General features: G+C 61.4%; 18 protein-coding genes. 4 read left to right on the top strand and 14 right to left on the bottom strand.

Annotated elements, in window-relative coordinates; genetic code table 11:
• Nucleotides 1-481: 481 nt before the first annotated feature.
• From ABNQ40_RS35585 to ABNQ40_RS35605, 5 genes are all read right to left on the bottom strand, one after another.
• The gene (locus ABNQ40_RS35585; RefSeq protein WP_377806600.1) at nt 482-1,507 is read right to left on the bottom strand and encodes a TIR domain-containing protein; all 1,026 of its coding nucleotides are present in this window, start codon (nt 1,505-1,507) and stop codon (nt 482-484) included.
• Between the two features lie 344 nt (nt 1,508-1,851).
• The gene (locus tag ABNQ40_RS35590; RefSeq protein WP_377806599.1) at nt 1,852-2,433 is read right to left on the bottom strand and encodes a hypothetical protein; all 582 of its coding nucleotides are present in this window, start codon (nt 2,431-2,433) and stop codon (nt 1,852-1,854) included.
• A gap of 112 nt (nt 2,434-2,545) precedes the next feature.
• Nucleotides 2,546-2,926: a hypothetical protein gene (locus ABNQ40_RS35595; protein ID WP_377806598.1), complete on the bottom strand. Its 381-nt coding sequence runs from the start codon at nt 2,924-2,926 to the stop codon at nt 2,546-2,548.
• Between the two features lie 102 nt (nt 2,927-3,028).
• Nucleotides 3,029-3,445, bottom strand: a complete 417-nt coding sequence (locus ABNQ40_RS35600) for a hypothetical protein (RefSeq protein WP_391349705.1) — start codon at nt 3,443-3,445, stop codon at nt 3,029-3,031.
• 19 nt (nt 3,446-3,464) lie between these two features.
• On the bottom strand, nt 3,465-3,941 hold the full coding sequence (locus ABNQ40_RS35605) for a hypothetical protein (RefSeq protein WP_377806596.1): 477 nt from the start codon (nt 3,939-3,941) through the stop codon (nt 3,465-3,467).
• 55 nt (nt 3,942-3,996) lie between these two features.
• On the opposite strand from ABNQ40_RS35605, the gene ABNQ40_RS35610 reads away from it, so the two are divergent.
• Nucleotides 3,997-4,227 carry a hypothetical protein gene (locus tag ABNQ40_RS35610; RefSeq protein WP_377806595.1) on the top strand — a complete coding sequence of 77 codons (231 nt, stop codon included), beginning with the start codon at nt 3,997-3,999 and terminating at the stop codon, nt 4,225-4,227.
• Between the two features lie 444 nt (nt 4,228-4,671).
• Here the strand turns inward: ABNQ40_RS35610 and ABNQ40_RS35615 are convergent, their stop codons facing one another.
• On the bottom strand, nt 4,672-9,204 hold the full coding sequence (locus ABNQ40_RS35615) for a strawberry notch-like NTP hydrolase domain-containing protein (protein WP_391349707.1): 4,533 nt from the start codon (nt 9,202-9,204) through the stop codon (nt 4,672-4,674).
• A gap of 486 nt (nt 9,205-9,690) precedes the next feature.
• Here ABNQ40_RS35615 and ABNQ40_RS35620 point away from each other — a divergent pair, with 486 nt between their 5' ends.
• Entirely contained in the window at nt 9,691-10,227 is a 537-nt protein-coding gene (locus ABNQ40_RS35620; RefSeq protein WP_377806592.1) for a hypothetical protein, read from the top strand.
• A gap of 100 nt (nt 10,228-10,327) precedes the next feature.
• On the opposite strand, the gene ABNQ40_RS35625 is transcribed toward ABNQ40_RS35620, so the two are convergent.
• The 5 genes from ABNQ40_RS35625 to ABNQ40_RS35645 form a co-directional block, all read right to left on the bottom strand.
• Nucleotides 10,328-11,110 (bottom strand): XF1762 family protein, encoded by a 783-nt coding sequence (locus tag ABNQ40_RS35625; protein ID WP_377806591.1) that lies wholly within the window; start codon nt 11,108-11,110, stop codon nt 10,328-10,330.
• Between the two features lie 246 nt (nt 11,111-11,356).
• Nucleotides 11,357-12,040: a hypothetical protein gene (locus ABNQ40_RS35630; protein ID WP_377806590.1), complete on the bottom strand. Its 684-nt coding sequence runs from the start codon at nt 12,038-12,040 to the stop codon at nt 11,357-11,359.
• Between the two features lie 148 nt (nt 12,041-12,188).
• On the bottom strand, nt 12,189-12,419 hold the full coding sequence (locus ABNQ40_RS35635; protein WP_377806589.1) for a DUF4314 domain-containing protein: 231 nt from the start codon (nt 12,417-12,419) through the stop codon (nt 12,189-12,191).
• Nucleotides 12,416-13,381: a hypothetical protein gene (locus tag ABNQ40_RS35640; protein ID WP_377806588.1), complete on the bottom strand. Its 966-nt coding sequence runs from the start codon at nt 13,379-13,381 to the stop codon at nt 12,416-12,418. Before ABNQ40_RS35640 ends, ABNQ40_RS35635 begins: the two co-directional genes overlap by 4 nt.
• A gap of 280 nt (nt 13,382-13,661) precedes the next feature.
• Entirely contained in the window at nt 13,662-14,246 is a 585-nt protein-coding gene (locus ABNQ40_RS35645; RefSeq protein ID WP_377806587.1) for a hypothetical protein, read from the bottom strand.
• A 273-nt stretch (nt 14,247-14,519) separates the two neighbouring features.
• Here ABNQ40_RS35645 and ABNQ40_RS35650 point away from each other — a divergent pair, with 273 nt between their 5' ends.
• On the top strand, nt 14,520-15,611 hold the full coding sequence (locus ABNQ40_RS35650) for an IS1595 family transposase (protein WP_377806586.1): 1,092 nt from the start codon (nt 14,520-14,522) through the stop codon (nt 15,609-15,611).
• 302 nt (nt 15,612-15,913) lie between these two features.
• On the opposite strand, the gene ABNQ40_RS35655 is transcribed toward ABNQ40_RS35650, so the two are convergent.
• The 3 genes from ABNQ40_RS35655 to ABNQ40_RS35665 form a co-directional block, all read right to left on the bottom strand.
• A complete protein-coding gene (locus tag ABNQ40_RS35655; RefSeq protein WP_377806585.1) occupies nt 15,914-16,654 on the bottom strand; it encodes a hypothetical protein in 741 nt (246 codons plus the stop codon).
• A gap of 108 nt (nt 16,655-16,762) precedes the next feature.
• Nucleotides 16,763-17,131, bottom strand: a complete 369-nt coding sequence (locus ABNQ40_RS35660; protein ID WP_377806584.1) for a hypothetical protein — start codon at nt 17,129-17,131, stop codon at nt 16,763-16,765.
• A 166-nt stretch (nt 17,132-17,297) separates the two neighbouring features.
• Complete coding sequence (locus ABNQ40_RS35665) at nt 17,298-18,557, bottom strand: ATP-dependent RecD-like DNA helicase (RefSeq protein WP_377806583.1); 1,260 nt, start codon at nt 18,555-18,557, stop codon at nt 17,298-17,300.
• 864 nt (nt 18,558-19,421) lie between these two features.
• Here ABNQ40_RS35665 and ABNQ40_RS35670 point away from each other — a divergent pair.
• On the top strand, nt 19,422-19,889 hold the full coding sequence (locus ABNQ40_RS35670) for a hypothetical protein (RefSeq protein WP_377806581.1): 468 nt from the start codon (nt 19,422-19,424) through the stop codon (nt 19,887-19,889).
• The last annotated feature ends 20 nt before the right edge of the window (nt 19,890-19,909 follow it).

Raw genomic sequence — 19,909 nt, forward strand, 5'->3', positions numbered from 1 at the left:
TGTCGGGCCACGGCCATGGCATGGTTTGGCTAACGCTTTCGACCGGCAGGCCACAGCCAGTGTCGACAGCCACGAGGCGCAAACCGGCAGCGTCTGGCAGCACCTCCACCAGTTGAATCGCTCGATCGGCCGACATGGCTCGAACGTGCCAGACGACGGTGGGGATCTCTGAGCTCTCTGGAAAACCCTTAACCCCAAACAGGCGCATCAAGTGCTCCATCATAGGTTGGTTGCTGATGCGACTGTACTGTAGCTAGTGGTGTGCGCCAGACGGATCATTTCGTTGTAGCTTGGTAAAAGCGCGCCATCTCACCATCTCGGTAGAGCTACATACGTGACGGGCCGTCTGGTGCGCACCACTAGTGAGCCGGATCAGAAAGATCGCGTCGTTCGTGGCTTGACACCAACGCGGCGCTTGGCTGATCGAGCCAAGCGATCCACATGCATAACATTCGCAGAAGTAAATAACGTCACCGATATTTCATTTATTATCGTCGTCCTTGATCCACTCAATGTACTCATTCCAAGCTTTTTTATTAGAGTTCTTTATGTTCACTTCTAAATAAGATTCCCTTACTCTAGCCAATATTTCGTCCAACGCTTCTCGCATTTGTGTTCTAGCGCCATCTATTGCATCCCAGACCTCTTGTTTGTCACTGGTCAGCGGCATATCCCCCGGATTGGTAAAAACGTGGAGCTTTCCGTTTGCCGTGTCATGGTACATCCCCGGGTAAGATAGAGCTGTACTCCACGAATCATAGAGCTTTTGGAACGATTTATCTAAATTACTGTCATAGAGGCTAAACAGACTATTTTGAATGACGCCCTTGAACCCCTCATAGAAGAAGAAATTCTGATCTATTATGTAGCCAGGAAGCCTTTCAATGAGGTCGTCCATCGTCGGAATATGAATAGATGACAGTGCCCACTTTATGTTATCTACATCATGATCGTGCTGAAGTTTTTCTTTGCTCACCCCTCTTAACTCGTGAGGACGTTTTGGGTTGAGTTTGACAACGGCAGAAACGGCCACTTGAAGAAGATTCTCCAAATGCGCTTTCCCATTGTTTGGTTTAGACGTTTCGATATGGTAAAGACTTACTCGATTCTGAATAAAATCGAATGGCAGGTCGTTGGGAAACTGACCGAACTCTTTGTTGAACAACATTATAACGCGATCCCAGCCAAGCTGTGATACTGCATATCCAAGCTCGAACACTACGTTTGGGTTTGGACAGGGGCGCCCGGCTTCCTTTGAAGTGATAGTTGTGATATCGGCAATGAATATATCAGCAGAATCTATTTTTTCTTGTATCTTATGAGCTATATTGGGACTTCCAGAGGTTCCTCTCGTAGCTTCATCTCGTATAAATTCAATTTTTGCGGCTGTGCCTGATACTTTCTTACATGCCACTTTCAAGGCATCTCTGATTGCATTAGCGTTTGTTGCTGCAGGGGAGTCACTCTGCCAGGAGAAGAATATCCGAACCTTTGCGGGTGATGACATCGTGATTCAGCCTATTTTGACGAAGCCTATGAGATGCATGGTATATTAAAAGAGGTTCATTTCAACAGAATGTCTGCATCTCACCACCGGGTTACAGAAAGTGCTGAAAGGCAACGGCGGATGTATGACTACAAAACGTCGTTTTATCGGTAGATGCGCTGTTCAAGCATCTCTCACCTCTCTAGTGGATTGAGTCAGACGGATAGTGTCGTTTGTACGTTAGCGGATCGGAGGTATCCTGCGGACTGCGCCGAGCTAAATACCTAACGGTCCGTCTGGCGCACACCACTAGGTCTGCCGATCGATGCACACAAAGTTCTCGTTCTTGATCATGCGCTGCCGGTCTAGCGCTTTGCTATGTAACCCAGGTGCCATACCCGATACCCTTCATCTTCGCTTTGATGACACAGAGGCGCTCTGACGGCTTTATTCTCGAAGAACCAGCATGGGTATACTTTTCCTAACGTATGTTGCCATTCCTTTTTTGCCATCGGTAGCCCAATGGTCTCTGCGACTTCTGCGGCAATCATATCTTCGTCTCTAACATCTATCCAAATATACCTGATCGACTGAGCCTTCCGCCCCTTTGACAACGGGGAGAAATCGACGCTGTAAGGAGAATAAAGGTTATGCGCGACACATTGTAAATTTAGGCGGTCTTGTGTCTTGCCATTCATACGGTCTTGATGCATTCGCTCTATAACTTCATCACACCGTACTTCGGAAAATACTCTGCGAACGCTCTCCTCAGACATTCCTGGGCGCACACGCTGCAAATATTCCTTTGCGTATCCGTCGGCGAGCGCGTGAGGAATATTCGCCGCGATCAGCAGAGCCGATAACATAAAGAGCCGCAATGCCACCATCACCTCCAACGTGGAAATAAAACACACATAACTGTTATTATGGAAATGGTCACCAATCATGCGACATCGCATATTGGGCCGACACTATTCCAGATGTTGCTTCGCCACACGATAAAAAACGGGCCGCTGCATGAAGTCAGCGGCCCAAGTCTAACGAGGATGGCGTGGAATTCTATACAGCAGGCTGCGATAACGCCGGCTGGACGAGTGCAGCGGGCGGGATTGCCCAAGGTCCGGAGGCGAGGTCATCCTCCCAGCGGCCCCATTTGCCAAGGGCCTGGGACACCCGTTCGACGGTCAGGTAGTACGTGTGCCGATCATCCATGCTCAGTTCTGCCGTACCATCGCGCAGAAACCAGCGCAGATGCTTCGCCTGCCACTGAAAGGGGCCGATCTCGTACTGGCGCCAGATTGACCCAGCGATCTCGGCCGACAGGTACTGGACCAACTCGGCATCAGCGGGGCGCTCCCGGTGAAAGGTGCCCTTGAGGAGTGCTGTGACTTGGCCCCGGGCGTGGGCTTCGCTGATTGGGTTGGTGAGGGATTTCCTCATCGGCGCGCTCCCGAGTGTCGAGCCACGACGATACGGCAGAAGGCTGCGCCTGCGCGCCGGAGAAAGGCAGCGAAAATCATCGCCTTTCCGATCCGTCATCGTTCAGGAGGTTTTGGCGTCGGGCGGCGCGATCAGCTCATCGGCAAGATCGAGGACGTCATCCCACTGCGGCCTCGTCGAGCTGCGCAGGCGATGCCGGACGGCCAACTGGCCAAGCGTAACCTCCTCGTCCTCGTATTGGATCGGCACGTCTGCGGACCGCACCAGGGCGCCGGTGATGCCGCCGTCGGCGTGATCCTTCCAGACGAGCAGAGCAAGCCAGCGGTCGCCCGCCGCGTTCTGAACCTCGAAGGCGAACAGCTTCTCAGGGCCAGGGCGTTCGATGCCGGCCCACAGCCCCTCCCCTGCATCCCCGATCATCTCGTGCACGAAGCTGCCGTAACCGGACAGTGCGGCCAGCAGGGCGGCCAGATCGTCTTCGAACGGGCGCATGGCGTTCTCGGTGTTTAAGCTGGACAACGACAGATCTCCTTGATGCTCACGCGCCACGGCGGGGGCGCGGGTGGATGAAGGGTTGGGCGACCGCGTGAGGAACGAACACCATCGCTATGTCCCTCTTGCCGTCGCGGTGCCGGCGGTGAATGCGATGCAGGCCGTCGATGACCTGCGTGGTGCCGCCAGCCATGCCTACGGTGAGGATCGGCACCTCAGCTTCGGCGGGTGTCATGGTGGCGATCCGGCGTTCATCGCGCTCGAAGAGGGCGACATGGGTCAGCAGCGCCTGATCCAATGGGACCAGCTCAGGGGGGAACTTGGATGGTGCGGAGCGCACCAGCGCCAGCAAGCCCTCAACATCGTAGATCTGATCCTCGAAGATGAAGCTGCGGCCGGTGATCTCAGGGATGTCCTCGTCCAGCACCAGAACCCGGTGCCGGTTCTCCAAGTGCCGGCGCAGCGCATCCTCCGTCTTGTACGGACGCTGGCACTGAGGACAGAGCAAAGTGCTTGTGAGCATGGTTGAACCTCGGGAGTGATGACGGTTCCGGCCCGTATCCAAGCCGGAGAAGGTGTTGTGCCGCGACGCCGGGCGCGGTCTGGATGAGCTGGACGATGAACTCGTGGTCTTCCTGCCCATCCAGCAACTCCACCTGCAGAGCCCGTCCCAAGCGCAGATGCGACAGCAGGAGTTCGCGCCAGTCCGCTGCGGCCTGTTCGATGGTTCCGGCGTCGGTGTCCGACCGGGAGGCCCCCAGCCGGCATTCGAGGAAGCCGTCGAGAGTTGGAAGCGGCGGCTCGGTTGACCTCACCCCCTCTGCCGGAGGCTTGGGCCTGACCAGGGCGAGGAAACGTAGGAACGCGACCAGCTCTGTCGATGACGCGGCAGCAAGCCTCTCCTGCCGGCTGATCGTGGACCGCGCTACCGGTGTGCCGCCCAGAAAGTGCAACAGCGCCGCCATGCCAAGCTGGGATTCAATCCCAAGTGCCTTGCGCAGGGCTCGTAGCTCAGGCCCGCTGGCCTGCCCCAGGCCGTAGTTCGTCGCCATGTTTCGTATCCATTCCTATCCAGGGTCGGGGTGCGATCCTGGCCGGCTCCCCTGCCCGCGTCACCTTCCCGCCGCACTGGCGTTCGACCGCGACATTCGAGGGACGGGGTTGGCGGAGAGGGGGCGAGTTGATTCCCTCCCCTGCTCCTTCGGGGAGCCGGCGGAACCTGCCCGAAGTGCCGGACAGGTTCCTTTCCCGACTTAGGCCGCTTCCGCTGCGTCGGCGTCGTCCTCAGCCACCGGCGCTACGCGGAGAAGCGCGGTCATCACCGACGCATCGGCGGTCGGGACGAAAAGGCGCGTCGCGTACTGGACAATTTCGCGCCGGCAGCCAAGGTCGGCCAGACGCTTGATATCCGACGGCTGGAACCCGACGACCTCGATCCGATACTCGCCGTTGACGCGGGCGCGCTTGAGCTTCCACCCGTTCACCAGATCCAGCCGCACATCGGTAAGAACCGCGTCAATGGCCTCTTCCGGGGTCCAGGCCGTATTCAGATCGGCGCCCAGCTTCGCCAGGGTGGAACGCACGCGTCCGGGATGGATCAGGCGACCAAGGTACTGAGCGCCCGTTTCATCGATCACGCGGAAGACCCGGCCCCCGGCATCCAGGCGGTCCCAGACAGGGAGCAGAACGCCGCAAATGAGGTTCAGATCGTAGCCTTGCAGTTCCTTCGTCGCCCTCGCCTGTTCAAGCCACAGGGTTTCGGCCTCGCTGCTGGACAGGATGGCGAAGGCCTTAGCGGATGACAGATTACGGGCTTCCTCGAAGCGTTCCGAGTAGGGGCCGATAAGCCGGACTTGTGCGATCACGCTCCCTGCGTCGTCCGTCCGGGCGCGGGCCGTGGCGACCGCGAACACCGCCCCCGTGGCGATCTCGCGGACGAAGCCGGTAACCTCCCGCTTCTTGCCACCCATCCGTCCGTCGGCAACGGCATGGAAGGAACGGGGCGTGCGGCGGTGCCATGCCCGGAGGTGAACGTAGTAGGTTTCCGCCTTGGACGACGGCTCGACGTACACGGTCCGCGGCGGGCTCACCACTTCGATGCGATCTGCCCGGTATTCCTCGACGCCCTGGTTATAGACCCCGGCATCAATCGCGGCCTGAACTTGCTCATCAAGGCGATCTTGGAACTCATCAAAGAGCGCGTTCTGGTCGGCCACCTTCAATGCCAACAGGCGGTTGAGGAATTGACGCACCGGAGGGAAGCTGTTGCGAGTGAGGTTCCCTTCCTTATCGGTCAGCCGCAGCCCCAGCTTGCGCTCAAACTCAGCCATGGTGAGCCCGGCAACCGTGCTTCCAATGTGCAGTTCGAGGATGATCTGATTGATTGCCGCCGTGCCGTACTCGCCTTCCAGATTGTCCCGCTCCGACATCAGCCCTTGGCTGCCGGTGTCGCGCTGCCCCTTCGTGAGAGCGCCAAGCGCCCCCAGCCGGCGGGCGATGGACGTAATAAAGCGCAGTTGGCCGCGAAGATTGGTCGTGACCAAGATGTATTCCGGGGCCTGCGCTTGATCGGAGCGGTGGGTGCGCCCCAGGGCCTGGGTGCATTCTTTCGCATTCCACCCCGCCTGCAGCACGTAATGACGGCGCAGGCGACGATTGGGGATCTGATTGGACGCGTGAAAATCCACGCCAGTGTTGGCGGCATTGCTGAAAATCAGAATGCGCTTATTGTCGTTGGCGAACGCTTCCATGTCGGCGAGGCGGGCGCCCTCGCTCCGGGCTTGGATCTGGCGCGTCGGCAGACCGGTTTCCGGATCGGCCAGGGTGACGACCCGGCGGGAGCGGCCCGTAATCTCGGCCACGGTTTCCACGCCGAAATGGTCGATGATGGCTTCCAGCGGCCCGTGCGGCACCTTGAGGGAGCCGACGCGAGCCAGCATATCGTCACGCATCATGACCGCTTCGGCGCACACGACGCGGTTCCCCGCTTCGTCGATTACGGGGCGGGTCCGCGTGTTGCCCTCTTCGTCGGTGTATTCCTCGTAGGCGTGAATGGGGAACGACGCCTCCAAATACTGCATCAGAATGTCACGAGGCGTCAGGTCCAGATCGTCGAGAGCTTCCATGGCGCCCTCCTTGGACAGGGCGCGTTCCTGCTGGGCTTCCAGGGTATTCACGAGTTGGACGACCACGGCATGACCGGCGGCTATGTCGCGCTCCATTTCACGGACCGCTGTCGGCAGCTGCATGGACGTGAGAACCTGATTCCAGAAGCGCTGGTTGGCCCCCCAGAATGCCGACAGGGCGGCGCTGCGGGCGCCGGCGTCAGACTTAGAACCCGCCGAGTCCATGGCGGCATCGAGGTTGGAAAGCACGATTTGCCAGGCATCAGCCAAGGTATCGTAGGTTTCCAATTGAGCCGGGGCCAACTCGTGAACCAGCCGCTCAAACTTCACGTCGGCGTACGACAGCGAGCGGGCCGAGAACAAGCCCATGGCCTTCAAATCACGGGCGACGATCTCCATTGAGGCTACGCCGCCGGCCTCGATGCGGGACACGAAAGCCTCTTTGGTGGGAAACGGCGTGCCCGGCCCATAAATGCCGAGGCGATCAGCGAAGCAGAAATTGCGCACTTCGGATGCTGCCGTGGCCGAGATATAGACGACACGCGCCTTTGGTAGCAGACGCTGAATGTCGATTCCTGCCAAGGCCGTTTGAGACGCTTTCGTGCGGCCCCTCTCCCCCTTTTCATCCATGGCGTTGCCCATTTTGTGGGACTCGTCCATGGCAAGAACGCCCTCAAAATCTGAGCCGAGCCAGTCGACAATCTGCTGGACCCGCGATTTACCGGGGCGGTTCGACCGCAGTTCTCCGAACGAAACGAGCATCACGCCATGCGCGGCCTTCACCGCCTCCGCCGCCGGGGTGGCGCGCAATGGGAACACCAGGGCCGGATCGCCACCCAAGGCCTTGAAGTCGCGCTTGGCGGCCTTCAAGAGTTTGGTGCTGTCCTTCGTCAGCCAAACATGGCGTTGAACGCCCTTGTGCCAGTTGTCCAAGATAATCGCGGCGATCTCGCGCCCTTTGCCCACCCCTGTTCCATCGCCGATGTAGTAAGCACGGCGCCACGGAACACCATCGGTATGTGCTTCCAGCCATTGAGCGTGCGCTTGACCTGCGTAGCAGACGACTTCCAACTGCGCAGCCGAGATTTTTCCTTCCGCGATCACCTCTTCCGGGAAGCTGGGCACATACCAGATTTCCGGCGGCGTGACCGCCGACATGGCCCAGCTTTCCACGAGCTTTCCCGGATGCGGGGCCGGCGTGGGCAGGCCCAGCTTGGCAGTGTCCAGGCGGGCCGGACGGTAAGCGGCAAAGCGGCTGTCCGCGCCGTCACCGTCGTCGTCCACCTTGGACGTACGGCGCACCGGGGCCAGGAGGCGGATAAGCTGTTCCAGGGTGTCCGCCTGCCCAATGACCGGCGCGGTGTTGTTCGCCGGAACCTTGTCGATCACCACGACGCGGGTTTCGATGCTGGTTCCATGAGCCTTGTAGAGCGCACCACCCACAAGCAGGTTGGCCCGCACGGCGTATTTGGAGCGGATACGCGTGATCCACGAGCCCCGATTGCCGATGGCCCCGGTGTTTTTGCCGGTGATGCAGACGAGACGGCCACCGTTCGGGAGCAGCTTTAGCGCGGCCTCGACGTGTTCGCCGGCCACCGACAGGTCCTTTTTGTCGCCCGTGCGGATCGACCGGCTAAAGGGCGGGTTCATCAGAACCACGGTAGGCGTCAGCTTGCCCGCAAAGATGTTGTGGACCTGTTCGGCATTCTCGCCGGTGGGCTCGTAGCCGAGCGCCCGCAGAACCAGCTTGCGACGGTTGGCGATTTCGTTGACGTGGACCTTAGCTCCGGCGTTGGAGGCATGCACCGCAAGCCCCCCATTCCCGGCGCTGGGCTCAAACACAACGTCGCCTGCAGTCACGCCCGCGGCCCAAGCCAGCGCGTAGGCGTAGGCGGGAGGCGTCGAGAACTGTTGCAGCGCCAGCATTTCCCCATCGCGGCGGGTCTGAGTGGGGAACAGAGCCGCCGCCGTCTCGATTTCTGACGCGATCCGAACGGCGCTGTCCGCATCAACGTCCAGCTTCCAGACGGCAGAGTTGGCGCGAACATGGCGGTTCATCGCCAGTTCCGACGCCTCATAGGCGTCCTTGGCAACGTAAGCGCCCGCGCCCATGGTTCCGCCGAACGCTTCGTCCGCCAGTTTGAAAAGCTCCGCCGACGACATGGCCGCCCCGGCGTTGATCCGTTCCAAGAGGCGATCGGCAAGCAGCGCATAGCCGCTCACCATCGTTTCGTCGGAAGCCGCCGATGCGGGCGGCGGAGGCTCGTCCGGAGCGCTGTCGTTGGCCGGGGGGTTCCACGCCATTGCCGCCAGCGCCGAGGCGTCCAGCGTGCGCACGGTGGACGCCTGTTGCGCCAGAAGATCGCGACGGTACTTCACCACGCCCACGATGCCGGCGTTCTCATTTGCGAGCTTGAGCAGCACTTTACGCAGGTATTCGCCCGCGGTGTTCAGAATGGGCATTGGCGAGGCAGCATGGGCGGGGTCAACAATAAGAACCTCACACCGAATGACCTCGACGTTGAGAGCCGTGAACATGCCGGCGGGCGTGCAGCGAACCTCGATGCCGAAGCCGCGAGGCAGCGTGCCAGCCTGGACGGCGGCGCCAACGCTGGAACGGTAGCGGTTCATGACAAGCGAAAAGTCGGGAGCGGATTGCATGCGGGAGCCTCTGCGGGCGGAGTGTGGGGAACACAGCGCCGTTATATCGTACAGAGCGCAGCCATGCAACAATAAATGAAGCGTAACGCTACACTTTAAGCTCCGCCATCTACGAGCGTGAGGTATCTCCAATGTATCGGTCGGACGCGGAGCAATAGTAATGCCTTTTAGGTGGGGTGGTGGCAAGGCGCGCTTCTAACGCAATACTTAATGTCCGAGTCAGACGCTGGCTTGCCCAGTCATCCCTGGTTAGGGCGCTGCCGGCAGCGCCAAGGCGCAAGCTGCGTCGGATCTGGCGCAGGTCACGCATGGGCGAAGGCGGCAGAGCATCACCTAGCGGCAGCTAGTCGACTGCAGCCCAGAGACCCGCTGCGGCGACTGCGGCAATCTCCGCAACTCTCCATCGCCCGTTCTGGAAGTCCCTTCTAACGGAACCGCTTATCTGAGGCTCCGTTCAGATGAGGGCGTTAACACAAGGATCGAACTATGTCGCCATCGCATCGCAAGATCATGATCAACAGGGCACCGGTGTTGACGCTGTGGGCTGCAGTGGTCGCGGAACGGTTGGGTCTGGACCGTGACGAAGCCCTCACCATGGGCAAGGCACTATCGGGCCTCACAGCGCATGCCAAAGGTGTCCGGCTGGGAATTTTCGAGCCGACCCCAGAGACGGTGAGCGATCAGCGCAAGGCGCTCCAAGATGGCGAAGAGATCCACCTTCACCTCATGGGACGGTCGGTCCCCGCCGTGCACACCAAGGACGGCTTGCGTGCGGTCCGTCAAGGCAAGCCGATCACGCCGGCGAGCGTGAACCGGTACTTGGCCGGGAAGTTTGGGGACGACCTGGAGGATGTGCGTCAGGCGATGACGGTGCTGGCCCACTCATTGCCACCGGCGGACCTCGCACGGCAGGCGTTCCGGATGTATGAGGCGTTCCGGCCCGAGGTGAAGGCCGGCACCGCCGGGTGGGGCGCCGAGGGCGAGTTGGACTTGGCGAAGCTCGCCCCGGCTGCCCGTTCGTGACGGACGATATGCTCTGTGTATGGCCGGTCTCCCGACGTCGTGCTTCGACGCCGAGAAGCCGCGGCGAGCCAGACGCGCGGAGTATGCATGCGCTGCTCCCTCAGTCTTGGAGTGCCGGACGTGCCGCCTTGAGGTCGCGTGCCCAGCGGACCTTCGGTACCAGGGGCGTTTTGTCGACCCTCTGGCGGCTCCGGCTGTTCCAGCTCTTCGGTCGGGTTACGTGCTCGGGTTTCCAGCGGGCGTAGCGGAGGCTCATGCCGGATTCCGTCGAGAGCGTGTATGTGATTATGCGGTCGAACCCCCTCCGGGCAGCCTCAGAGGCCGCCCAGGCATAGAGGGTCGAGCAGGCCTTGTACCGAAGCGTGTCCGGGAGGCTCCGATCAACGCACAGCCGGTTAACCTCCACCCAGGCCGTCTGCGGCAGCATCCGGGCCACTGGCCGTCCAACTGAAACGACGCCTACCAGCGTGTGACCGTTCCAGACGCCAGCGCCATACCGCCAACAGACGGGAGGCGGGCAGTGATCGTGGTGGCGCTGGACGAAGGCTTTCATCCTGGAAAAGGCGATGGGCGCGACTTCCAACTCGCAATCCAAGAGTAGCTGCCCGTCTTGATCGGCCACCCGACGCAGCCGCTCAGCGCCCAGGTGCTCCGCCGCTTGCAGGTTCTGCAGCAGGGACGTGCGGAAGTCCGGATCGGCCATCTCATAAACCAGTTCCTCATAAAGCAGATGGCAGCAGGTGGAGATCATGAAGGAGTGATCCGACCAGATTTCGGCCAGTTCCACGACCTGCGGCTCGCCGCAATGGATGCATGTCGGGATGGTGTTGTCGCGGTCGAAGTCGATGGCGAGCTGGCGATCAGCCTTGGAAAGCATGTTCATTGGCAGAGTCCGGGTGTAGCGGCGGCTGTGTGGCGGCGCTCTGGTGTCGGGGGCGGACGATGATGGCTAGAGCAGCGCGATGGCGCGGAGGCGCGTGAACCACCAGGTGGTCGCGGCCCTGATCGGCGTGAGGTCACGGAGACGGGTGACGGACAGGGCGCGAAACAGGGGCGAGCGAGAGGGCCTGCACTCCGGCCGACGGGCCGGCCGTTTAGGTGACGAGATTGCTGCGATAGATGCCTGCCGTCACGGCAGCAGCTCCACCTTGTCGAGCCGGGTCACGCAAGTGTTCCAGTACGACTTCCACACCCCGTCCGGAATGAACCAGGAGTAGGGGCTGTTCGGGTAGCTGCAGCTCTTGCACTCGCCAGCGAACGGGGGGGTCGACAGAGTTCCGGTCATCCCCTCCGTGCTGGACAGCGAGAAGCCAGGCTCCCGATGGACCACGCGTATCCGGGTGCCCGGCGTCTTTGGGGGAAGCCGGAGCAGCACGAACCAGTCGCTGGTTCCCGGCCCGTCATGGCCGGAAAACACATGGGTCCAGCCAGGGGTGAGCGGCACCTCGCCCTTGACCGGAATGGCGTAGGGATGCCGGTCGAGAATGAGGTGCCAGGGTTGAACGGGCGCACCTTCCATGGCGGCATATCCCCTCCCCTGTCGGACGGCGGCGATGCACTCAATCGGAGGCACATCCGCGATCAGTCCCGCGCGGCGGAGGACCGCCAAGCCGCGCGCCGACACCGGCCAGGGCTTGCCGTCGCGCTCGTAGTAGGCGGGCTTCACCAAGACGCCCGTGCTGTGGAGGTCCAGCAGACGGTCTGGCAGTACCGTGCCTGTGCCGATGATGGAGCAGGCGGGATCAGCATGGATCCCCGCGAGCGTGTCCAACTCGGCAGTGCACAGGATCGGGAGAGGGGATATGACGACCATGGAGTGCTCCGGTGTCGCGGTCGGATTCCCGGTGCGGGAATGGCAGCAAGCGGGGGGGACGCAGGTGCCGCTGGTGGGCTCAGGCGCTGGCTTCAAGCGTCAAGGAGCCAAGGACGGGGGCGCGCTCCAGGGAACGCGCCCGCAGCGGTTAGGCGATGATCTCGAACTCTTCTTCCGGCAGGGCGAGCATCAAGGACCTGCCATTGTCCCAGTCGACGCGGATTTGCCCATGCCCCGGTGGTCCGAACTTGAACATGTTCACGGCTTTGACCGTGCCGGTGGCTCCCGGCTCAATTGGACAGGGATCGGGTCCCATCTTTAGCAGGCGGATGCGGTCTTCGGCGTTGGGCAGAACACCCTGAGTGACGGAGACGCTCATACCGGGTCTGCCGCACCAAGCTCGGCGTGGAGCGCTTCGTCGGACTTGTCGGCGCAGGATGGGCATTCGCCATCGAAGGCATCATCGCCGGTCGCGCCAGGGCCGTGGCAGGTGCGGCAGACGTCTTCATCGTCATTGGTGGTGCTGGCATCCTTGTCGCCGCTCACCGCCGCAAGGAGTTTCGTGATGTCTCGCTCCAGCCCGATGAAATCGTCGACCTGGGGGGTTGGCGTCTTGTAACCAGCCATGGCGGCGATGGTCGGCAGCGCGTCATTGAGCAGAGCCAGCATATCCGGCAGGTGAACCAGCAGAGCGCGGCCGGCGGCGCTGTCGAACACGGCGCGCTCGGCCGCGGTGAGGTAGCGCATGCCATTGTCCTGCAGCGAGAAGCCATCGGGGTCGATGTCCCCATTGTCGGCGTCGGACATGGACACGACGCGATAGCCATCGGCGCTGCTGGCGTCCACCTTCCAGCTGTCGATCAGCTTGCCGTTCTTGAAGGCCTCCGCAGCAGCCTTGCGCGCCAGCGCAACCAGATCTTCATCGGCAGTGTCCGCCGGCACGACGAGCGGCATGGCCGTACGGCCATAGGCCTGCATGGTCATGCCGTACTCCACCGAGATCGTGACAGTGCGGAGGGGCTTCGCTCCGGCAACGTGTTCGTCGGTCAGATCGTCGATGTCGGCGACACCAAAAAAGGCGCACAAGTCACCGGCGTCCACATCAACCTCATAAGGGCCACCATGGGCGCTCAGTTCGACGGTGCTTTCGGCCAGGAAGTCGTTATCCGGGCTGTCGGGCAGAGCCCGGATTTCATCGGCGCTCAGTTCCAGCACCTTGTTGGTCACGTCGATCCGGCTCGTGCCGTCGATGTCCACGGCGTGATCATTGACCCAGGCCTGCGGTCGGAACGTCGCGAACAGGCGATTGTAGATAGAGGTGGCCGCAATCGGAGCGGTCATAGCGGGTGCCAAAGTTTCGGGTGCCGGCATAGCTGCGGTCGCCTTGCATGTTGGGGAACGAGGTAAATGTATCGTACAAAGCGCATAACGCAATCCAAAAATGCAGCGTGTGCCGGGTTTATTTGCCGCTATTCTGGACCTCTACGAAGTCTGGTTCTTACGCAGAGTGAAATCTGTATTTCCAATTTTCCGTGTGGGACAGAGAGCAGCAAACACCAGCGGCCACGCCTTGGAAGACGTGGCTGATGTGATTTCGCTGTTCGCCCGCGATTACCGGGTTCTAGCTCGTCGACGGTTGGGCGAGCAGCGCAAGTGCTCCCTGCCCTCTTTCTGTGAGTGCCCACGGTTCAAGCCACGCTCTCTTGCCCGGCGAGTGCCGGACGACGCCCAATGCAGCGAGGGTTCGGGCCAGACGCCAGCGGCTGTTCCGCTCCCGACCCCAGACAAGCGGTGCTGAGGGATCAGCCTGGATTGCGGCCAGGGTGCGGAGCTGCTCAGCGTCCAGCACCGGTCGCCACGGAGCATCGGGATCGAACGGCTCCAGCTGGCGCAATTCCATCATGCGCTCGCGCGGTTTGCGCTCACGCCCGATGGGAGGGAACACGACATAGCAGTGGTCATCGAAGGGTGATCCGCAGACCCGCCGGATTGTCCCTGCGCGACCGGTCATGTGGTCTCCCATAATCCGGCTATCGTAGGTGCAGATGACGCAGCCACCCTCCCGAAACCAGTTGGCCGCTTCCGCGTAACGGGCTTTACGGTCCTTCGTGCAGAACCCGAGGCAAGCGCCAGTTTTGCAGCGGCCGTCGAAGCAATAATCCACCGCAGCAGGCGGCTGGTGACGGGCAAAACGGGATCCAGTCATTCGACCAGCCCCTCGCGCTGGCTCCGTGACCGCACACCGAATTGCTCGAAGCTCATGCGCGTTCCGCCGATGGTGCAGAGCCGCCCATGCACCACGCTCTGGTCGATACCGTGAGCACGAGCCTCCTGCAGAACCTCTCGGTAGATCTGCCGATCCAGAGGGCAGCGCGATAAGTGTTAGCTAAACAACGCCGCCATTATAAACCAAAAACAGTAAAATATAGCTCTTCCAGTGTTTGTGTGCGACTCTCAACCATCGAGCGCGGAGGGGACGATGGGATCGATGCTGGAGGAGTTGGCGGCCATCCGGACCGTGGCGGAGATGACCGAAGCTTTCCGCGACGAGGCGCGGTGCCGCCGGCTGGTTGAGGCGATGGTGTGGCCGAACGGACGGCTCTGCCCCGCCTGCGGCTCGCGGCGCTCGATCACTCTGGCGGGGCGCGACATGGGACGACGGTCCCGGCCGGGGCTTTATCAGTGCTGCAATCCGGACTGCCGCTTCCAGTTCACCGTGACGACGCGAACCCCATTGCATGGAACGAAGCTGCCGTTGCGGACCTGGCTCATGGGGCTGTGGTTCATCCTGCAATCCGACAAGGGCATCTCGTCCATCCGTCTGGCCGAAGCACTCGGCGTCAGCCAGCCGACGGCTTGGCGGATGGGCCACGTCCTGCGGCTCCTGGTGTTGCGCGACCATCCGCTGGGCGGGACGGTGGAGATCGACGAATTCCATTTCGGCGCCAAGCCGCGCCGTGACCCCAACCCTCCCAAGCTGGGGCGCGGACGCAAGGGCCATCCCCGCACGACGAAGACGCCAGCACTCGCGGTCGTCCAGCGGCCAAGCGGTCGGGAGCCGGGGACATCGGCGGGCGAAGCCCGTGCCGCCGTGGTCGCCGATCTGTCGCTCGACGAGGCCGAGCGAGTTCTGGAAGCCGCTGTCGATCCTGACGCGCACCTGATGAGCGACGAATGGAAGGCGTTCGTCGCCATCGGCAGCGCGTTCGCTGCGCACGATACCGTTCGCCATTCTCAGCGCGAGTATGTTCGCGGCAGCGTGCATGCCAATTCGGCCGAGGGCTTCAACGATCGTGTTCGGCGCACGATCACCGGCGTCTTCCATCACATCAGCCCCGACCATGCTGACCTGTATTTCGGCGAGATCGGCTTCCGCTGGTCCCAGCGCACGGTGGCAGGTCAGGCCCAACGCCGGACCCGCAAGGGGCGGACGGTGATCCAAACCCTTTGGTCCCGTGTTCCCCCAGCCCTCCAGCTTCCGGCCGTCTTTCGTTACGCTGTCGGACGCCAACTCCGGCGAACCAAGGACGGCGGGATCAGCATCCGCTCGGCCGTAGCTGTCTTTGGTTGATAATGGCGGCGTTGTTTAGCTGACACTTATCGCGCTGCCCTCATCCAGGGTCGGAGCGACTTGGCCATCGCGCCAGATAAGGAAGTGGCCGATTCGCCAGTCCCGCGTCACGCGCCGGCCAACCGCACCGTCGTACACCCGGCGTCGGGTGACGACGACGGCTACAAGCCATCGGCCTTCAACAAGGGCGGCGGGTGCCGCGATCCATGACGCCAGTGCGGCCCGCGTAGCCGTCGGCTCGACCATCGGCATGTCGTCGCCTGGAAGGCACCAGACAGGGGATGAGGGGCTCTGCATCGCCATCAGTCCTCCGCTTTGCGCAGTCTGGCCGTCATGGCGTTCCAGTTCGCGAAGTGCGCGGCCGCGGTGACACCGAAGGGCCGTTCCGTCACATGCCAGTCCAGCCAGTCATCCGTCTCGCCGGGAACCGGGTGTGCGCAGCCGAACTGCTCGGCCCAGGCCTTTGCGTCGTCGACCAGCTTCGTTTCCCACTTGGTGCCCTTGGGAGCCTTCGGGTGGGTGGCGTAGCCATTGGGACCGCCCTGACCGCGATTGTCGGCGAGTAGAACCGGCTTACCGTCATAGGTGATCGTCGCCGTAAAGCACGGCGTCTCCTCGCTCAGAGCCTTGACCTCGCGGTAATTCGTGACGGCCCATCTGTCCATGTCCGACGGCGGATCAACCGGCAGAGGGTGGTTGGACCGGTGGTAGAGGTAAGCCGGGCCACGGCTCTCCTGACGCCCCCCATCCAGGACGACGACGACGTTCTCTCCGCCCTTGCTGACGACGCCGTACACCATCGCCCCCTCATGTTCGTATTCGACGCGGGCTCCCTTCTCGAGCGTCAGGTTCGCCAGGAAATCGTGCAGCTTGGACGGGATGGGCACCTTGGACGGGGTGAAGACGGCGGGACCGCCGGTGAAAACCTCCAGATCGTCGGTGACGACGGAAACCTTGGCCGCGACCTTGAACACAACGGCGTTTACCGTCTTCTTGGTCTTCGGATGGGTCAAGCAAACGCGGTCGCCCTTGCTGTGTGGCATGGTGCGGTTCTTTCCAGGGATAAGGGTTGCTGGGCGGTGTGGGGAGCGGTGGGATTCGGTCGGCGGCTGGCGTTCGGGATGGGAAAAGGGACAGCCGCCAACCGGCTCTTACACCGGGAGACGCGAGGGATTTTCGAACGACTTAAGCCGGACCGAGGCGGGAGCGCCGGTCAGGGCGAGGCCTGAGTGCGGTCGGCGACGGACGCTGAAAGGCTCAAGGCCGGGTGGCACAACGGTGTCCATCACAAGGCGGAAGTCCGCCACCGGCAGGACGATCTCCTCGCGCGTGTCTTCCAAAACCACGCGGCCAAACCTCATACCGTCTTTGGTGTCGAAGCTGCTTTTCAGAATGCAGCGCCGCCCTTTGTGTTCGCCTTCTTCAATGATCCAGCGAATGTTCGTGGTTTGCCAAAGCGGGAGCTTCTGCGGGCCGAAAAGGTCCGACTGAGAGCCGGGCGGCGGATGAATAGTGGGCATCGGAGCCTCGGGCGTGTTTGGGGAACACAGAAAAGATATCGTACAAAGCGCATGTCCGCAACCACATAATGCGCCCTGTACGATGTATCTTGCGGGCCGAAGCTGGTACAAGCCGTGGCGTTCTCGTTGTGCTGGTAGGACGAGGAGCGGCACGCGTTCGTGTATATCAGGCAGCGAGCTGCAATTCGCAGTCATCGAACACCGGCATATTCCACCGCCCGCCAAGGTCTTCTCTCAGGAGGAGCACCAGTTCATCGCTGGCGCGAGTGACCGCGGTATAAAGCCAACGCCAGCGGTCATCACGAAAGACACGCGAGTCGTCAATGACCGTTACGCTGTCCCATTCACTGCCCTGTGCTTTGTGGACAGTGAGGACATAGCCGAAGTCGAATTCTTCAATACCTTTTCTAATCTTAGGGCGGGTGATGCTGTGATTAAAGTGCTGTTGAAACATCCATGGCGACGTGGGTAGGTCTTTGCGCCTTTTCGCCTCATCCTCGATCAGGACTGACAGGTTAAAGACGCCCTCCCCTTTCTCAAAGCCCTGCTCGGCGTCGGCCGTCATGATGCCCATCATGCCGTTGAAGAGCGCTGCGTCGCGGTTGTTCTTGCAGCACATGACAGGCTCCCCCCGCATTGGCATCGGGCCGGAGAACCCGTGCAGCGCACGCAGGCGGCTCGTGTAGGCAAAGCGGACTTTGTGAACCCCGCACAGCGTCTGCGTCGTACGGCGGGCGACGAGTCGCTGGGTCTCGGGGGTGAGCGGGAGAACGTGGGCCGAACCGACGGACCCGAAACGGCGCGGCAGCTCGCCATTGCGGATCATGGTCGCCAGTCGGACGATCGGGCTTTCCTTGGCCTGCCGGTGGATCTCGCGCAGGAGGAAGTCGGGGGCGCTCTTCGTAAATGCGCCGGCACCGCTTACGGGTGGAAGCTGGTACGGGTCGCCGAGGACCAACACCTTCTTGCCGAACATCAGGATGTCGTTGGCCAGCCTCTCGTCGATCATCGAGCATTCGTCCAGCACGATCAGGTCCGCCTCTGCGGCCGGCCCGTCGATACGGGATACGAAATAGATTTCCCCCGTCTCTTCGTCCTCGCGGGGCTCGTAGATCATCTGGTGGATGGTCGTCGCGTCCTTGACCCCCTTCTTGCGCAGGATGTGCGCAGCCTTCCCCGTATAGGCACCGGACGCCACCTTCTTGACCTTGTTCCGCTCTTTGAGGCGTTCGATCACCTTATTGGCCGTGTACGACTTGCCGGTGCCAGCGCCGCCGCCGAGGAAGTAAACCTGGGGTGCACGCTTGTCGCTGTACCAGTCCTCAATCGCACGGATCGCCGCGAACTGTTCGTCGCTGGGCGAGGTTTCATCATAGATGTTCTGCGGGATCATCGCGGCGGCCATTCGTTTGACCAAGGAGAGCATGGGGGAAGCTCCATAACGGCTTCAGATATTTAAGCCTGTTTCGTGCTTTGTCGCAAGACATGAGCGCAACAAATCGAATTTTTATTGGTCATCGTCGGAGTAATACGGTAGACTGCGCGCCCGTGTTCTTCCAAAATCGCACTCGGACAATGAAACTTAAGAGCCTTACCTTCACCGCGTTTGCGCTACTGACGCTTGCGGGATGCACGCCATTCGTGGTCCTGATGACGCCCTCCCCGCCGCCTGGCTTGCGGTCGTCAGATCGGGCGCCGGCAGAAGCTGAGCGTCAAAAGCCTGTCTCAGCCGGTCAGGGTCAGGGCCCAGCCCTGCGTCCTATCCAGTAGTAGCCAACGACGGCGAGCGAGCAGCGCCTGGGTGGACCTCGCCATAACACCAAGGCTAGGGTTGTCCTTTGCGGCATGTCGCGCAATAATAGCGAGACGCAAAGGAATAGCATCTCTGGGATGCATACCCGGTTATGCAACACATCGCATAAGCATTGTGTCCGGACGGTGCGGCTACGTGTCGACTGACGTCGCCAAGCTTGCCACTTCGGTCGGGATTCCTCCCTGGAATAGCGCGAGCGTCCGCCATGCATTTCGTCGTCGTCTATGGCCCTCCAGGTAGTGCTCTCGAACAATACGTTGCAATGATCCAACGCTCCGCTCCTGACGTCACAGTAGCGGCGATGGCGATCTCGGACGCTGTCACCCCGGAGGCAAAAAATGAAGTGCGTCGCGCCCTCCTGACCGGACGCGGTCCTGTGGAGGCCCAAGTCCTAGCGAGGGTCGCCGACTTGGTTCTGGAAGTGTGCATTGAGCGCGCTGCGAGGGCCGAAATTGCGCAAGCTGAGGAGGTGCCCCAATGATCGCCGATCATGCGGGCCAGGCGCCTGCCGCCGCCGGGGTGGCCATGATGCCGGTTGCACATTTGGAGGAGTTGATCCGACAACGCCGCCTCGTGCTTGCGGTCGGCTCTTATCCGATAAACCCGTCGCAGGCGGAGACCATATCGGCCGAGGATACCGGTCTGCTGATCGGCGCCTCCACCATTGGCGGTGGCCTTACGGGAGCGATACCGATAGCGACCAAAGAGACCACGCACAATCTACTTCGGATCGGCTCTTCTGTGGCGGAGCCCCATTTGTTGACATCGCTGCAGACGGCCAAGACGTGTCTCGACGAACTCGCCGCCAGGGCTGGCCTCACCATTGAGATTGCGGGAATGTTCTACCGATCCTCGGACTGCTACCTGCATGTGGCATTGGACGCACAGCGCCTTACCGTAATCGCCTACCCGCAAGTGCCGCCTGCTCGCGGATGCTCAAACTAGTGCGGATTTCAGCGCGTAGC

Origin of the sequence: Azospirillum sp. A23 (assembly GCF_042938965.1) — a bacterium.
Classification (GTDB): Bacteria; Pseudomonadota; Alphaproteobacteria; order Azospirillales; family Azospirillaceae; genus Azospirillum; species Azospirillum melinis.

Excerpts from the sequence above, each read along its gene's own strand:
- ABNQ40_RS35620 (WP_377806592.1), top strand. The coding sequence starts at position 9,691 with ATGTCGCCATCGCATCGCAAGATCATGATCAACAGGGCACCGGTGTTG.
- ABNQ40_RS35650 (WP_377806586.1), top strand. The coding sequence starts at position 14,520 with ATGGGATCGATGCTGGAGGAGTTGGCGGCCATCCGGACCGTGGCGGAG.
- ABNQ40_RS35660 (WP_377806584.1), bottom strand. The coding sequence starts at position 17,131 with ATGCCCACTATTCATCCGCCGCCCGGCTCTCAGTCGGACCTTTTCGGC.
- ABNQ40_RS35635 (WP_377806589.1), bottom strand. The coding sequence starts at position 12,419 with ATGAGCGTCTCCGTCACTCAGGGTGTTCTGCCCAACGCCGAAGACCGC.
- ABNQ40_RS35615 (WP_391349707.1), bottom strand. The coding sequence starts at position 9,204 with ATGCAATCCGCTCCCGACTTTTCGCTTGTCATGAACCGCTACCGTTCC.
- ABNQ40_RS35665 (WP_377806583.1), bottom strand. The coding sequence starts at position 18,557 with ATGCTCTCCTTGGTCAAACGAATGGCCGCCGCGATGATCCCGCAGAAC.
- ABNQ40_RS35640 (WP_377806588.1), bottom strand. The coding sequence starts at position 13,381 with ATGACCGCTCCGATTGCGGCCACCTCTATCTACAATCGCCTGTTCGCG.
- ABNQ40_RS35630 (WP_377806590.1), bottom strand. The coding sequence starts at position 12,040 with ATGGTCGTCATATCCCCTCTCCCGATCCTGTGCACTGCCGAGTTGGAC.
- ABNQ40_RS35670 (WP_377806581.1), top strand. The coding sequence starts at position 19,422 with ATGATCGCCGATCATGCGGGCCAGGCGCCTGCCGCCGCCGGGGTGGCC.
- ABNQ40_RS35585 (WP_377806600.1), bottom strand. The coding sequence starts at position 1,507 with ATGTCATCACCCGCAAAGGTTCGGATATTCTTCTCCTGGCAGAGTGAC.
- ABNQ40_RS35655 (WP_377806585.1), bottom strand. The coding sequence starts at position 16,654 with ATGCCACACAGCAAGGGCGACCGCGTTTGCTTGACCCATCCGAAGACC.
- ABNQ40_RS35605 (WP_377806596.1), bottom strand. The coding sequence starts at position 3,941 with ATGCTCACAAGCACTTTGCTCTGTCCTCAGTGCCAGCGTCCGTACAAG.
- ABNQ40_RS35645 (WP_377806587.1), bottom strand. The coding sequence starts at position 14,246 with ATGACTGGATCCCGTTTTGCCCGTCACCAGCCGCCTGCTGCGGTGGAT.
- ABNQ40_RS35595 (WP_377806598.1), bottom strand. The coding sequence starts at position 2,926 with ATGAGGAAATCCCTCACCAACCCAATCAGCGAAGCCCACGCCCGGGGC.
- ABNQ40_RS35625 (WP_377806591.1), bottom strand. The coding sequence starts at position 11,110 with ATGAACATGCTTTCCAAGGCTGATCGCCAGCTCGCCATCGACTTCGAC.
- ABNQ40_RS35590 (WP_377806599.1), bottom strand. The coding sequence starts at position 2,433 with ATGATTGGTGACCATTTCCATAATAACAGTTATGTGTGTTTTATTTCC.